The sequence below is a fragment of the Albidovulum denitrificans genome, from assembly GCF_002973535.1.
Lineage (GTDB): Bacteria > Pseudomonadota > Alphaproteobacteria > Rhodobacterales > Rhodobacteraceae > Albidovulum > Albidovulum denitrificans.
Map to the genome: position 1 here is coordinate 533,810 of NZ_PVEP01000002.1, position 14,260 is coordinate 548,069.

General features: G+C 65.7%; 11 protein-coding genes and 1 tRNA gene. All 12 read left to right on the forward strand.

Annotation, left to right across the window (positions count from 1 at the left end):
* Positions 1–13: 13 nt before the first annotated feature.
* The 12 genes from LX70_RS08420 to LX70_RS20415 all read left to right on the forward strand — a co-directional run bounded on the left by LX70_RS08420 (position 14) and on the right by LX70_RS20415 (position 14,048).
* Positions 14–1,243, forward strand: a complete 1,230-nt coding sequence (locus tag LX70_RS08420; protein ID WP_105514088.1) for an aminotransferase class V-fold PLP-dependent enzyme — start codon at positions 14–16, stop codon at positions 1,241–1,243.
* 68 nt (positions 1,244–1,311) lie between these two features.
* On the forward strand, positions 1,312–2,724 hold the full coding sequence (locus tag LX70_RS08425) for a cryptochrome/photolyase family protein (protein ID WP_105514089.1): 1,413 nt from the start codon (positions 1,312–1,314) through the stop codon (positions 2,722–2,724).
* A 49-nt stretch (positions 2,725–2,773) separates the two neighbouring features.
* Positions 2,774–3,988, forward strand: coding sequence for an SAM-dependent methyltransferase (locus LX70_RS08430; RefSeq protein ID WP_105514090.1), 1,215 nt, complete (start codon positions 2,774–2,776; stop codon positions 3,986–3,988).
* A gap of 1 nt (position 3,989) precedes the next feature.
* Positions 3,990–4,430, forward strand: coding sequence for a TrgA family protein (locus LX70_RS08435; RefSeq protein ID WP_105514091.1), 441 nt, complete (start codon positions 3,990–3,992; stop codon positions 4,428–4,430).
* 5 nt (positions 4,431–4,435) lie between these two features.
* On the forward strand, positions 4,436–5,548 hold the full coding sequence (locus LX70_RS08440; RefSeq protein WP_245884997.1) for an NUDIX domain-containing protein: 1,113 nt from the start codon (positions 4,436–4,438) through the stop codon (positions 5,546–5,548).
* 51 nt (positions 5,549–5,599) lie between these two features.
* Positions 5,600–6,631 (forward strand): cysteine synthase A, encoded by a 1,032-nt coding sequence (locus LX70_RS08445; RefSeq protein WP_105514093.1) that lies wholly within the window; start codon positions 5,600–5,602, stop codon positions 6,629–6,631.
* Positions 6,631–9,087: a DUF3772 domain-containing protein gene (locus tag LX70_RS08450; protein ID WP_211301682.1), complete on the forward strand. Its 2,457-nt coding sequence runs from the start codon at positions 6,631–6,633 to the stop codon at positions 9,085–9,087. The genes LX70_RS08445 and LX70_RS08450 overlap by 1 nt, the downstream gene beginning before the upstream one ends.
* A complete protein-coding gene (locus LX70_RS08455) occupies positions 9,084–9,803 on the forward strand; it encodes an alanyl-tRNA editing protein (protein ID WP_105514095.1) in 720 nt (239 codons plus the stop codon). Before LX70_RS08450 ends, LX70_RS08455 begins: the two co-directional genes overlap by 4 nt.
* A gap of 63 nt (positions 9,804–9,866) precedes the next feature.
* The gene (locus LX70_RS08460; protein WP_105514096.1) at positions 9,867–11,573 is read left to right on the forward strand and encodes a phospholipase D-like domain-containing protein; all 1,707 of its coding nucleotides are present in this window, start codon (positions 9,867–9,869) and stop codon (positions 11,571–11,573) included.
* A 44-nt stretch (positions 11,574–11,617) separates the two neighbouring features.
* Positions 11,618–11,707 (forward strand) — tRNA-Ser (locus tag LX70_RS08465).
* A gap of 333 nt (positions 11,708–12,040) precedes the next feature.
* The gene (locus LX70_RS08470; protein ID WP_105514097.1) at positions 12,041–12,877 is read left to right on the forward strand and encodes a protein NO VEIN domain-containing protein; all 837 of its coding nucleotides are present in this window, start codon (positions 12,041–12,043) and stop codon (positions 12,875–12,877) included.
* Between the two features lie 88 nt (positions 12,878–12,965).
* On the forward strand, positions 12,966–14,048 hold the full coding sequence (locus LX70_RS20415; RefSeq protein ID WP_146111571.1) for a tetratricopeptide repeat protein: 1,083 nt from the start codon (positions 12,966–12,968) through the stop codon (positions 14,046–14,048).
* The last annotated feature ends 212 nt before the right edge of the window (positions 14,049–14,260 follow it).

The window sequence follows — 14,260 nt, forward strand, 5'->3', positions numbered from 1 at the left end:
ACCAGAGGTTTCCATGACTGCGCTCGACCTGTCCTTTGTCCGCTCCATGTTCCCCGCCTTTTCCACCCCCGGCCTGGCCGACAAGGCGTTCTTCGAAAACGCCGGCGGCTCTTATGCCTGCGCGCCGGTGATCGACCGGCTGACGCGGTTCTACCGCGAGCGCAAGGTGCAGCCCTACGCGCCCTATGAGGCGGCGACCCTCGGCGGGGCGGAGATGGATGAGGCACGCGCGCGGCTGGCGGCGATGATGGGGGTCAGGACAGAGGAGATCAGCTTTGGCCCCTCGACCACCGCGAACACCTATGTGCTGGCCCAGGCCCTGCGCCGCTGGCTGAAACCGGGTGAGGCGATCGTCGTCACCGATCAGGACCATGAGGCGAATTCCGGCCCCTGGCGGCGGCTGGCCGAGGACGGCGTCGAGGTCCGGGAGTGGAAGATCGACCCGTCGACCGGGCATCTGGACCCCGCGCGGCTTGAGGGCCTGCTGGCCGATGGCAAGGTGCGGCTGGTCTCATTCCCGCATTGTTCCAACGTCGTGGCCGAGATCAACCCGGTGGCAGAGATCGTGGCGCTGGCCCACAAGGCGGGGGCGGCGGCCTGCGTGGACGGCGTCAGCTATGCGCCGCATGGAATACCCGACGTGGGCGCGCTGGGCGCGGATATCTACCTGTTTTCCGCCTACAAGGTCTATGGCCCGCACCAGGGGATCATGGCGATCCGCGAGGAGCTTGGGATGAAACTGCCGAACCAGGGGCATTGGTTCAACGGCGACACGCTTTACAAGCGCTTCACCCCCGCCGGGCCGGATCACGCACAGGTCGCGGCCTCGGCCGGGATCGCCGATTACTTCGACGCCTTGCATGCCCATCATTTCGGCGCGGGGGCAGAGGCCCGTCAGCGCGGGAGGGAGCTGCATGACCTGATCCGCGCGCATGAGGTGGCGATCTGCCAGCCGCTGCTCGATTACCTCGCCGACCGCAACGACCTGCGCCTGATCGGCCCGAAGCAGGCCGCGGCTCGCGCGCCCACCGTGGCGGTCGCGCTGAACCGCGCGGCAGAGCCGGTGTCCGAGGCGCTGGCGGCCGAGGGGATCAACTGCTGGGCGGGGGATTTCTACGCCCTCCGCCCGCTTGAGGCGATGGGCGTGGATCTTTCCGAGGGCGTGCTGCGTTTGTCGATGGTGCATTACACCAGCGCCGAGGATGTGGCGCGGCTGATCGCGGCGCTGGAGGTGGTGCTTTAGCGGCGGGGTGCCGGGGGGCCAGCCCCCCGGACCCCCCGGAGTATTTGGGCCACAATGAAAGGGATGGGATGAGCGCTGCGCCGGTGATCGTGTGGTTTCGCCGGGATTTGCGGCTGGCCGATCATGCCGCGCTGGCTGCGGCGGTGGCGACCGGGCGGCCGGTGCTGCCGGTCTTCATCCATGACGAGACGGTCGCGACGCTGGGTGCTGCGGCGACGTGGCGTCTGGGGGTGGGGCTGGAGGCCTTCGCTGCGGCCCTGTCGGCGGCGGGATCGCGGCTGGTCTTGCGGCGCGGGCAGGCGCTTGAGGTGTTGCGGGCGCTGATTGCCGAAAGCGGGGCCGGGGCTGTCCTCTGGCAACGGGTCTATGATCCGGCGGGCATCGCGCGGGACAGGGCGGTCAAGGCGGCGCTGAAGGCCGACGGGATCGCGGCGGAGAGCCACCCCGGCGCGGTGCTGTTCGAACCCTGGACGGTAAAGACCGGGCAGGGCGGCCCTTACAGCGTTTATTCCCCGTTCTGGAAGGCGGTGCGCGGGCGCGATCCGGGCGGGGTGCTCCCACCGCCCGCGCGGCTGGCGGCGCCTGCGGACTGGCCGGAAAGCGACCGGCTTGGGGACTGGCGGATGGGGGCGGCGATGAACCGGGGCGCGGAGATTGTCGCGCATTACGCGGTGGTGGGCGAGGGGGCGGCGCGGGAGAGGTTGGCGCGCTTTGTCGCCGAAGACCTTCCCCGCTACCGCGAGGGGCGCGATTATCCCTCGCGCGATGTCACCTCGGGCCTCTCCGAAAACCTCGCCTGGGGCGAGATTTCGCCGCGCGGGGTCTGGTGGGCCGGGCGGCAGGCGCTGGAGGCGGGCGTTCCGGGGGCGGAGAAGTTCCTGTCGGAACTCGTCTGGCGCGACTTCGCCTGGCATCTGATGTACCACCACCCGAAGCTGGCGGAGGCGAACTGGCGCGACGGCTGGGACGGTTTCCCCTGGCGCGGCGATAGTGCGGATGCCGCGTGCTGGCGGCGGGGCCGGACCGGGGAGCCGTTCGTCGATGCCGCGATGCGGGAGATGTTCGTGACCGGGCGGATGCACAACCGGGCGCGGATGATCGTGGCCTCCTACCTGACCAAGCATCTGATGACGGACTGGCGCGTCGGGCTGGCGTGGTTTCAGGACTGCCTGACCGACTGGGACCCGGCCTCGAACGCGATGGGCTGGCAATGGGTGGCGGGGTCGGGGCCGGATGCCGCCCCCTATTTCCGCATCTTCAACCCCGCCACGCAGGCCGAAAAGTTCGATCCCGACGGCGCCTATCGCGCCCGCTGGATCGCCGAGGGGCAGGCGGAGCCGCCGGACACCGCGCGCGACTATTTCCGCGCCGTGCCGGTGTCGTGGGGCCTGTCGCAGGACACACCCTATCCCGAGCCGATGATCGCGCTGTCTACAGGCCGGGCGCGGGCGCTGGAGGCCTATGCCGCCCGAAAAACCTGAATTCTTGCCGGATCGGCCGGAGTCGCGTTAACCTTCCCTTTCGGGAGGGATGGCCATGCTGACATCGACCGAGGGGCAGCAGAACCTGCCACGCTACTTTGCCCAGGTGTTCCGGGTCGCCGGAACGCTTGCAAACGGGCAGCTCGACTTCGTCCTGCGCGACGGGCGGCGGTTCCGGGTTCAGGGCGCTGGCCCCGGCCCGGTGGCCGAGATCCGGGTCGAGGATGACGACATCTTCGCCCGCCTGATCCGCGAGGGCGATCTGGGGTTCTGCGAGGCCTATCTGGAAGGCGGATGGACCACGCCCGATCTTCAGGCGCTGATGGATCTGGTCCATCAGGACAATGAGGGGATCTATGACGGCTTTCCGGGCCTGGGGCTGGTGCGCGCCTATGAACGGCTGCGCCACTGCCTGCGCGCCAACAGCAAGGCGCAGGCGAAGAAGAACATCGCCCATCACTACGATCTGGGGAATGCCTTCTACGAGATCTGGCTTGACCCCAGCATGACCTATTCCTCGGCCCTGTTTCAGACCGGGCAGGAAAGCCTCGTCTCTGCGCAGCGGGCCAAATATGCCTCTCTGGTCGACCGGATGGACGTCGCGCCCGGCGATCATGTGCTGGAAATCGGCTGCGGCTGGGGCGGGTTTGCCGAATATGCGGCGGCAGAGCGTGGCCTGAAGGTCACGGGGCTGACAATATCGCGCGCGCAATACGCGTATGCGCAGGAGAGGATCAACCGCGCGGGGTTGTCCGACCGCGTGACCTTCAAGCTTCAGGACTACCGGGATGAGCGCGGGATCTATGACGGCATCGCCTCGATCGAGATGTTCGAGGCGGTCGGCGAACGCTACTGGCCGGTCTATTTCGACACCGTGCGTGAGCGGTTGAAGCCGGGCCGCAACGCCACGCTCCAGATCATCACGCTGCAAGACAAGCGCTTTGAGATATACCGGAAAGGTGTTGATTTCATTCAGAAATACATCTTTCCGGGCGGTATGCTTCCGTCGCCCACCGTGCTGCGGCAGGAAATCGAAAAGGCGCGGCTGTCGCTGGTGGGGTCCTTCGAGTTCGGCGAAAGCTACAGCCAGACCCTGCGGCGCTGGCATGAGATCTTCAACGCGCGCTGGGACGAGATCGCGCATCTTGGCTTTGATGCCCGTTTTCAACGCATGTGGAATTTCTATCTGACCTCTTGCGCGGGGGCGTTCCGGGGCGGAAACTGCGACGTAACGCAGATCACCGTATCGAGGCCAGCCGTCTGACATGCCCACAGCCGCAAAGCTATTCGCCGCCGTCGCTTTCGCGCTGCTGGCCTTTTTCGTTGCCGAGATCCTCAAGCCGCATATGCAGCAGGGGACGCAGTTCGGCTATTTCTCCTTCTACTGCATGCTGATCGGGCTGGCGGTCGGCTGGCGCGTGATGGGGCCTGCGGCCGGGCGCGGCTGGTGGGAAGCGGTCAATGCCGGGGTCAGGACGGCGGCGGTGATGCTGGCGGTCGCGCTGCTGATCTTCTCGATCTACAAGATGCTGGAACTGGCCTTCCTGAAACGGTTCGACGGGCCGATGGATGCGGTCGTGGGCATCTTCGGCGTTGGCGTCGATTACCTGATGCAGATCCTCGCCTGGGACGTGATCGCGGTGCTGGTCGTCGGCGGCGCGCTGGCCGGGATCCTGGCCGAATGGGCCGCGCGACGCTGGAAGTAGCGGATTTGGCCGAGTTTTTCTTTTACGGGACGCTGTGTCACCCGCCGCTTCTGGCCGTGGTGCTGGGGCGTAAGGTCGCGATGGAACCCGCCCGGCTGGCGGGGTTTTCCGCCTTCCGGGTTCAGGGGCGGGCCTTTCCGGTGCTGGTCGCCGATGGTGGCGGCGCCGAGGGCGTCGTCGTGCGCGGGCTGGGGGATGAGGACATCCGGCGGCTGAATTTCTATGAGGGCGATTTCCGCGCCGAGGCGCATCGGGTGACACTTGCGGACGGCAGCTTGACCGCGCAGGTCTACCTGCCGCCTGAAGGCCACTGGCAACCGGCAGAGCCGTGGTCGCTGGCGGACTGGCAGGCGCGTTGGGGCGCGACGGTGACGGCGGCGGCGGATGAGGCGATGCGGCTTTATGCCGAAGGGGTGGACCCGGCCCGGATGCACGGGCGCTATCCGATGATGCTGGCCCGCGCCGGGGCGCGGCTGCGCGCGGGGCAGGGCGGGCCGGTCACGGTGCGGCGGCGGTCGGGCCCCGGTGACGTGGCGATCGACCGGCATTGGCAGCCCTATGGCAATTTCTTCGCGGTCGAGGAGTTCGACCTGCGCTTTCGCCGCTTCGACGGTACGATGAGCGGCCCGGTCAACCGCGCGGTCTTCATTTCCGGCGATGCCTCGGTCGTGCTGCCCTATGATCCGGTGCGCGACCGGGTGCTGTTGATCGAGCAGTTCCGCATGGGGCCGGTCGGGCGCGGCGATGGGGAGCCGTGGATGCTTGAGGCGATCGCCGGGCGCATCGACGGAGGCGAAAGCCCCGAAGAGGCTGCCCATCGTGAGGCCTTTGAGGAAGCCGGGCTGCGGCTCTCCCGGCTGTTGCCCGCCAATCACTATTACCCCTCGCCCTCGGCCAAAAGCGAGTTTCTCTATACCTTCGTGGGCCTCGCCGACCTGCCCGACGGCATCGCGGGCCTGGGCGGCGTTCCGGGTGAGGCGGAGGATATCTGCGCCCATCTTCTGCCCTTCGACGACCTCGTCGCGCTGGTCGAAAGCGGTGAGGTGACGGCGGGGCCGCTGGTCATGCTTTGCTGGTGGCTGGCGGCGCGGCGCGACGGGCTGCGGCGCGGGGCTTGAGGTCTGCCCCGGCGCGCCCTAGGAATGGGCAACGCACCAGGAGGACCGCGCATGACCATCCACCGCGATCTGGCCGATACGGTCGGAAACACGCCCCTGATCCGGCTGAACAAAGCCAGCGAGATGACAGGGTGCGAGATCCTCGGCAAGGCCGAGTTCCTGAACCCCGGCCAGTCGATCAAGGACCGGGCGGCGCTTTACATCATCCGCGATGCCGAGGCGAAGGGTCTCTTGCGTCCGGGCGGGACCATCGTCGAGGGGACGGCGGGCAATACCGGCATCGGCCTTGCGCTGGTCGGCGCCTCGCTGGGCTACAAGACGGTGATCGTCATCCCCGAGACGCAGAGCCAGGAAAAGAAGGACATGCTGCGCCTCGCCGGGGCTGAGCTGGTCCAGGTGCCTGCTGCGCCCTATTCAAATCCGAACAATTACGTCCGCTATTCCGGCCGTCTGGCCGAGAAACTTGCACAAACCGAACCAAACGGTGCGATCTGGGCCAATCAGTTCGACAACGTCGCCAACCGTCAGGCGCATCTTGAGACGACCGGGCCGGAGATCTGGGACCAGACCGGCGGCAAGGTCGACGGCTTCGTCTGTGCGGTCGGCTCGGGCGGCACTTTGGCGGGTATCGCCATGGCGTTGCAGCCGAAGGGCGTGAAGATCGGTCTGGCCGATCCCGAGGGCGCGGCGCTTTACAGCTTTTACACCACCGGAGAGCTGAAATCCGAAGGCTCCTCCATCACCGAAGGGATCGGGCAGGGGCGCATCACCGCCAATCTGGAGGGCATCCGCCCCGACATGGCCTGGCGCATCCCTGACAGTGAGGCGCTTCCGGTGGTCTTCGACCTGCTGACCGAAGAGGGGCTGTGCCTTGGCGGTTCCTCCGGCATCAATGTCGCGGGCGCGATCCGCATGGCGCGCGAGATGGGGCCGGGCCACACCATCGTCACGGTGCTGTGCGACTATGGCAACCGCTATCAGTCGAAGCTGTTCAACCCCGATTTCCTGCGGGCCAAGGGCCTGCCGGTACCGGAATGGCTGGACCGCGCCCCGCGCGCCATCCCCACGGCGTTCGTCGACTGATGCGGCGCCGCGCCCTTCCGCTTCTCATCCTTGCCGCCTGGCTTGTGGCGGCGCTGGCGGGGTTTGGCCCGGCCCCTGCCGCATGGGCGCAGACGGCCGCGACGGAGACGGCGGCGCAGACCGCGCCCGATTACGCGACCTGGGAAAAGGACGCCAGCGACGCCGAGAAGGTGCTGGCGGACGACCGCGCCTCGAACACCGCGCTCGACGAGATGCGCGCGCGGATCGTGACCTGGCGGGCGAAATTCCTTGCCGCGCAAAGCGCCAATGCCGCACAGATCGAGACGGTGAAAAGCCAGATCACCGCGCATGGCCCCGCGCCCGCCGAGGGCCAGAGCGAGGCCGAAGACATCGCCACCCGCCGCGCGGCCCTGAACGAACAGCTGTCAAAGCTTCAGGCCCCCGGCATCAAGGCGGTTGAGGCCTATAGCCGCGCCGACGGTATCATCCGCCAGATCGACGGGCGCATTCGCGCGCGCCAGGCCAATGAGCTTCTGAAGATCTGGCCCTCGCCCATAAACCCGATCAACTGGCCAGCGGGCTGGGCGGTCCTGCAACAGGGCGTCAAGACGCTCTGGCGCGAGACGTCGGGCGCCTGGGACAACCCGGCCCGGCGCGACCAGTTGCGCAACAACCTGCCCGCCATCGCGCTCTACCTCGTTTTCGCGGGACTGCTGCTCGCCAAGGGGCCGTCGGTGATGGAGCGGCTGACGACGCGGCTGCAACGGCGCCTGTCGGTGCGCGGGCGGACCTTGGTCGCGGCCATCGTGTCGCTGGGGCAGGTGCTGGTGCCGGTCTTCGGCATGATGCTTCTGGTCGCGGCGGTCCATAGCAGCGGGTTGGCCGGGCAACGCGCGACGGCGCTGATCGAGGCGCTGCCCGCGGTCGCCCTCATCTTCTTCTTCGCGCGCTGGCTGTCGGGCTGGATTTTCGGCCCCGCCGCGGTTCATGCCGGGGTCTCGAAAGGCAACGCCGAGGCGCGATTCCATATCACCATCATCGGCCTGATCTTCGCGCTCGAGATTTTCCGCCGCGCCTTCACGGTGGAGGTGCGCCCGCCCCTGTCGATGGCCGCGCAATCGGTCTGGGGCGCGCCCTTGGTCTGCCTTGTCGCGGTCTTCCTCTTCCGGCTGGGCCAGATCCTGCGCCGGTCGGTCGAGGCCCGCAGCGAAAAGGAGGCCGCCGCCTTCCGCGACAGTCTTGTCAAGCTGATCGGCACGGCGCTGATGGGGGTGGCGGTGGTCGGCCCGGCGATGGCCGTGATCGGCTATGTCAACGCCGCCAACGCGCTGGTCTGGCCGACGGTGGTGTCGCTGGCGCTGCTGGGCTTCACGATCCTGATCCAGCGTTTCGCGACGGACATCTACCTGATGATCACCCGCGCGGGCGAGGAAGGGCGCGAGGCGCTGGTGCCGGTCCTGATCGGCGCGGTGCTGACGCTGGCCGCGCTGCCGCCGCTGGCGCTGATCTGGGGCGCGCGGACGGCGGACCTGTCCGAGATATGGACCCGCTTTTCCGAAGGCTTCGCCATCGGCGAGACGCGGATTTCGCCGTCGATCCTGTTCACCTTCGTGCTGGTCTTCATCTTCGGCTACATGCTGACCCGGCTGGTGCAGGGGGCGCTGAAATCCTCGGTCCTGCCGCGCACGCGGCTTGACAAGGGGGCGCAGAACGCCGTCGCGGCGGGGGTCGGCTATATCGGGCTGTTCCTCGCCGGTCTGGGCGCCATCACCGCCGCCGGGATCGACCTGTCGGCGCTGGCCTATGTCGCGGGCGCGCTGTCGGTCGGTATCGGTTTCGGCCTGCAAAACATCGTGCAGAACTTCGTCTCCGGCATCATCCTCTTGATCGAACGCCCGATTTCCGAAGGCGACATGATCGAGGTCAACGGCCAGTTCGGCACCGTCAAGGGCATCTCCGTCCGCTCCACCTGGATCGAGACCTTCGACAAGACCGATGTGATCGTCCCCAACGCCGACCTGATTTCCGGCGTGGTGACGAACCTGACGCGTGGCAACCTGACCGGGCGGCTTATCATTCCGGTGGGCGTCGCCTATGGCAGCGATACCCGCAAGGTTGAGGCGATCCTGCGCGAGATCGCCGAGGCGCAGCCTCTGGTTCTGGTCAACCCCGCGCCGGGGGTGGTCTTTTCCGGCTTCGGCGCCGACAGCCTGAATTTCGAGATCCGCGCGATCCTGTCGGATGTGAACTTCAAGCTGGTCGTGCAGACGGAGATCCTGCACCAGATCGCCGAACGCTTCGCCGCCGAGGGGATCGAGATCCCCTTCGCGCAGCGCGACATCTGGCTGCGCAACCCCGAGGCGCTGGCCGATGCCGCCGCCGGGCGCAGGCCCGCCGCCGCGCCGCCCGTGCCGCCCAAGCCCGAGGCCGCGCCCGCCGAGGTGCGCCCCGGCGACATCCACAACGATCCCTATGACGAGGATGACCCGCGATGACGACCCGGCCGCTGTTCCGCGACGCCTATCTGCGCGAAGCCACGGGGCTTGTCCGCGCCCATACCGATGAAGGCGGCATCGTGCTGGAGGAAAGCCTCTTCTATCCCACCGGCGGCGGCCAGCCCGGCGACAGCGGCCGGATCGCGTGGGAGGGCGGCGCGGCCGGCATCGCGACGGCGGTGAAGGGGGAGGGCGGGGCAATCGTCCTGGTCCCCGACGCCCCGGTCAGCCTGCCCGCACCGGGAACCGTCCTGCGCCAGACGCTCGACTGGGACCGGCGCTATCGCCACATGCGGATGCACACGGCGCTGCACCTTCTTTCCGTCGTGGTCCCGCTGCCGGTGACGGGCGGGCAGGTCGGCGCCGAACGCGGGCGGCTTGATTTCGACATGCCGGAGCCGCCGGGGGACGCCGCCGCGCTGGAAGAGGCGCTGAACGCCCTGATCGCGCGCGACCTTGCCGTCACCGACGACTGGATCACGGATGAGGAGCTTGCGGCCAATCCCGGCCTCGTGAAAACCATGTCGGTCCGCCCGCCCACGGGGCAGGGGCGGGTGCGGCTGGTCAGGATCGGCGCCGGGGCGGATCAGGTGGACCTGCAACCCTGCGGCGGCACCCATGTGGCCCGCACCGCCGAGATCGGCCGCGTCCGCATCGCCAAGATCGAGAAGAAGGGCCGGCAGAACCGGCGCGTCTCGATCGAGCTTGTCGACTGACCGCTACCCGCGCGGCCCGATCCGTGCTATCCTGACCGCAGTTATTTCAGTCAGGTATTTGTCATGCGCGTTCACAGTGGGGCGTTTTCCGTCCGTGCCGTGGCGGGAACCCATGCCATCATTTTCGGCTTTGACTGCCCGCCGGACGCCGCGCGGGGGCTTCTGGGCTTTGCCCTTGGCCGCAGGCGCGCCAATGGTCGCATCGACTGGCTGCGCGGGTTCAAGTTCTTTGCCGAAACCGTCCCCGACCCGCAGCCCGGCGAACGCCGGTCCACCCGCGACCACCCGATTCAGGACTTTCAGTGGGGCGATTACGCGGTCACGCCGGGGGCGGCCTATGACTATGTCATCCAGCCTTTGTTCGGCACCCCTTCCGCCATCGACGGCGGGCCGGAGATCGACATCCGCGTGACGGCGCGGTCGGGGCAGGGCGATCATGAGGTCTTCTATAATCGCGGCGCGATCCCCAGTCAGGCCTTCGCCGACCGTTTCGGCAATGTCGGCCCGACGGAAGACGAACAGAACGACCCCGGCAATGACAAGACCCGCTGGCTGTCGCGCGGGCTGCTTGAGGCGATGCTGGACTTCATCGGTCAGGCGCGCGGGCCGGGGCAGGCGCTGCATGTCGCGGCCTATGAATTCACCTATCCCCCGGTGGCGCGGGCGCTGGCCGAGGCTGCGGGGCGCGGGGCGGAGGTGCATCTGCTCTATGACGCGGGCGAGCGAAAGCGCGACGGCACGCTGGTCCCGACCCATACGAGCGGCCCGAATGCCGAGCTGATCGCCGAGGTGGGCCTTGACCGGCTGGCCCATGCCCATCTCTATCCCCGCACGCGCTATGGCAACATCACCCACAACAAGTTCATGATCCTGTCGGATGCGGGCCAGCCGCTTGCCCTCTGGACCGGGTCGACCAACTTCACCCCGTCGGGGTTCCTTGGCCAGTCGAACCTCGCCCATCGCATCGTCTCCCCCGATCTTGCCACGGCCTACCGCGCCTATTGGGACCTTCTGGCGGGCGACCCCACGACCCGCACCCTGAAACGCGCCATCGCGCTGACCTCACCCGACCCCGACCGGCCCTTGTCGGAAAACCTGATCGTCCCGGTCTTTTCACCACGCGCCGTGGGGATGCTCGACTGGTATGCGGGCGCGATGGGGGCCGCGCAATCCTCGGTCATGTTCACCGCCGCCTTCGGCGTGACCGAGGCGCTGGCCGAGGTCTTCGGCCGTGACGCCGATTACCTGAAACTGATCCTCGCGGAACGGGATGAGCCGAACGCCGAACGCCGCGCGCTTCTGCGGCGCGACCGCGACACCCGCATCGCCCTTGGCGCGCGGCTGAACAGCGACACGATCCGCGCGGGCCTGCCGGGCCATCGCCTTGACCGCTGGTTCCGCGCCGAGGAACATTTCCGCAGCCGGGGCCATATCTACTATATCCACACCAAGCTTCTGGCGCTCGACCTCCTGGGCGAAATGCCGCAGATCTTCACCGGATCGGCCAATTTCTCCGCCGGGTCGGTCGGCTCGAACGATGAAAACATGATCCTGATGCGCGGCCCGGCCTTCACCGCGCAGGCCGAAACCCACGCGACCGAATACCTGCGGCTTTGGAACCACCTCTATTTCCGCACCGTGGCGCTGCGCCGCGCGGGCCGTCCGCCCACCGGCACCCACCCCGCCATGCTCGACCCCGACGACCGCTGGGTCGCCCGCCACTTCCGCCCCGGCACCTATCACGACCGCATGCGCATTCTCTTTCGCTGAGGGGGCTTGAACCGGACGCGGCTTCACCGTATTCACCCCCGCACGGAGAGGTGGCCGAGTGGTCGAAGGCGCACGCCTGGAAAGTGTGTAGGCGGGGAACCGTCTCGAGGGTTCGAATCCCTCTCTCTCCGCCACCGCATAACGCATTGATATTAAAAGATTTTATGCCTCACGTATTGTGTCGCGTTTTCCGCGACCTGTGCGGGGCGTTGGCCTCTAGAGACTTGAAATTGCAGGCGAAATAGCCGCCCAAAACGACCCGAGTCTCTGTTTGGCATTTGGCGCGATACGGTTTTCGGATGGCGCTTCGGGCGCCGGTCTTGACTTTGGGTCATTTCGAAGCTGGTGCGGGGCTGAATTCGTGGCGTTCAGCATAATGTGACGACTAACAGCGGCAGAAGTGCCTGCGAGCGCAGCCACCTGAAAGCCCTGATGACAAAGGAACTTCTCGCCTTTAGCCTGGCGACATGTCGAACGGGACGTGGACGGACATCGAGAACGATCTGATTGTCGCGGACTACTTCGCGATGCTCGCCGACGATGTTTCCGGGCGCCCTTATAGCAAAGCTGAGCATCGTCGCGCACTCCTGCCTCTGCTAAACAATCGGTCTGAAGGATCGATCGAGTTCAAGCATCAGAACATCAGCGCGGTTCTTGTAGGCCTCGGCGAAGATCGGATCCCAGGTTACAAACCTGCATTCAATTACCAGATGGCTTTGGAAGATGCGGTGGACCGCTGGCTGGCTGAGAACCCTTCCTGGCTTGCACGTGTGGTAACTGGGCCTCAAGAAAACGAACTTCGTGAAGCGCCGCAAATCTGGGTTGGACCGCCGCCTACACTCTCAAACCAACCTCCACCTCAGGAACTGGAGCAGGTGCTGCGCGTTGCGCGCAAATTCGACGTCGCGGCTCGGGACGAGCGAAATCGAGCGCTTGGCCGCGCCGGCGAAGAGCGAGCGCTGAAACATGAGCGGGCACAACTCCGATCGGCCGGCCGTGATGACCTCGCGCGCAAGGTGATCTGGGTTTCCGAAGAAGAAGGCGACGGTGCGGGCTACGACATTGCGAGCTTCGAACCCGACGGGCGGCCGCGGCTGATCGAGGTGAAGACGACGAACGGATGGGAGCGCACGCCCTTCCATATCACTCGTAACGAACTGGCTGTCGCGGAGGAGCGGCGTTCGGAATGGTGCCTGTTCCGGCTCTGGAATTTCTCACGCGAACCCAAGGCCTTTGAGCTTCGCCCGCCACTGGATGCTCACGTGTCTCTTACAGCGACAGCGTTTCAGGCAAGTTTTCACTAGGTTCTGCCGTGCCGCAGGGCCTGACGATTGCCTCTTTCAGGGATACCTGATTGAACTCAAGAGTATTTTTGATCGCACAGGTTTCATCATGCCGAAGTCCAATCAACCCAGCTTGGCGGAAAAATATCTCGTCGATGATCTACCCGGCGCCGCGCTTATCGGCGCGCGGCTGAACGGTATCCTGCAGAAAATTGACCAGGGCGACACTCTAACACCACTCGCCAGATCATTTCTTTCCGAAAACGGATTGGCGGCTCTGTTGGCCTTCACGATGGATGAATTGGATCTACAGGCCTTTCAACAGGTTGCCGCACAAGAACGATCAGAGCGTATTCGAAGGGAAAAAGCCAAGGCAGAAGAAGAGGCTGCAGAAAGTGCCAAGCGGGCTGAGGCCATGGATGCGGCAATCAAGGCGCGATTTGCAGCCATGGAAAATGATCCGGTCTTGCGCCGAAAGCGGGAGGCCCGGGAATTGCGAAATCGCTTCGACATCGGTTTTGTCGACGAAGAGCACTACCCGCGTGTGATGCGCCTGCTCAAACAAGTTGCTGCCGAAAAACGGATTCAGCCGGAGGACGTTGCCTGGTTGTCAACGGAGGCGCCGGATTGCTGGACTGAAAAACTGCAGCAGGCTTGGCATCGTGTGGAAGCCTTGGCTCTGTCGGAGGAATGGGAGCGAACCAGTGACGTTTGGGCCGCCGTGAATGCCAGTGGGCATTGGCGAAAGGCCGATCAGCCTGGAAAGGCTTTGGAATTGACTGATGCTGCACTTGCGATTTCAGGTATCGCCGGAAAACCAAAATCGGCACTGTCGACAACTCGTGGAGGCGCGATGCGTGATGTTGGTCGTCTCGCTGAAGCGAAAAAGTTGGGTTTGGATGCACACATGCTGACACCGACAGATTTCAGACCGTGTACGCTGATCGGCGCTGTGTCGATGGAACTCGGCGATCTGGCTGCCGGTCACGATTGGTACACGAAGGCTGAAGAACTGGGTGCAGAACGCGGCGCAATCGACCACGAACTGAGGTCGTTGCTCGTCCGCTCGAACCCAGACGCGCAAGAACGTCTTCGTGCATTTCTGCTTGCTCAGGATCCGGAGCGTTTCCGCTGGCTGAGGAGTTGGGGCAGAAAAACTACTACGCAGGCGCGTTCGACGCCGACCGGGTAGATTGGTACGTGGCTGTTCGACTCGAACTTCGGCTACTTTTGGACTACGGAGTTAGCCAAGGGTTTAGCCCGAGCTTTGTGCCTAAAAGTCGTTCAAAATCAACCGTCTACCCCAATTTCTACGCTGGAATTGTGCCGTGTTTTCCGGGGGTTAGAAAATGGAACATATCTCTGGTTCGAATCCAGAGTGCTCCGCCACCACATAATCCATTG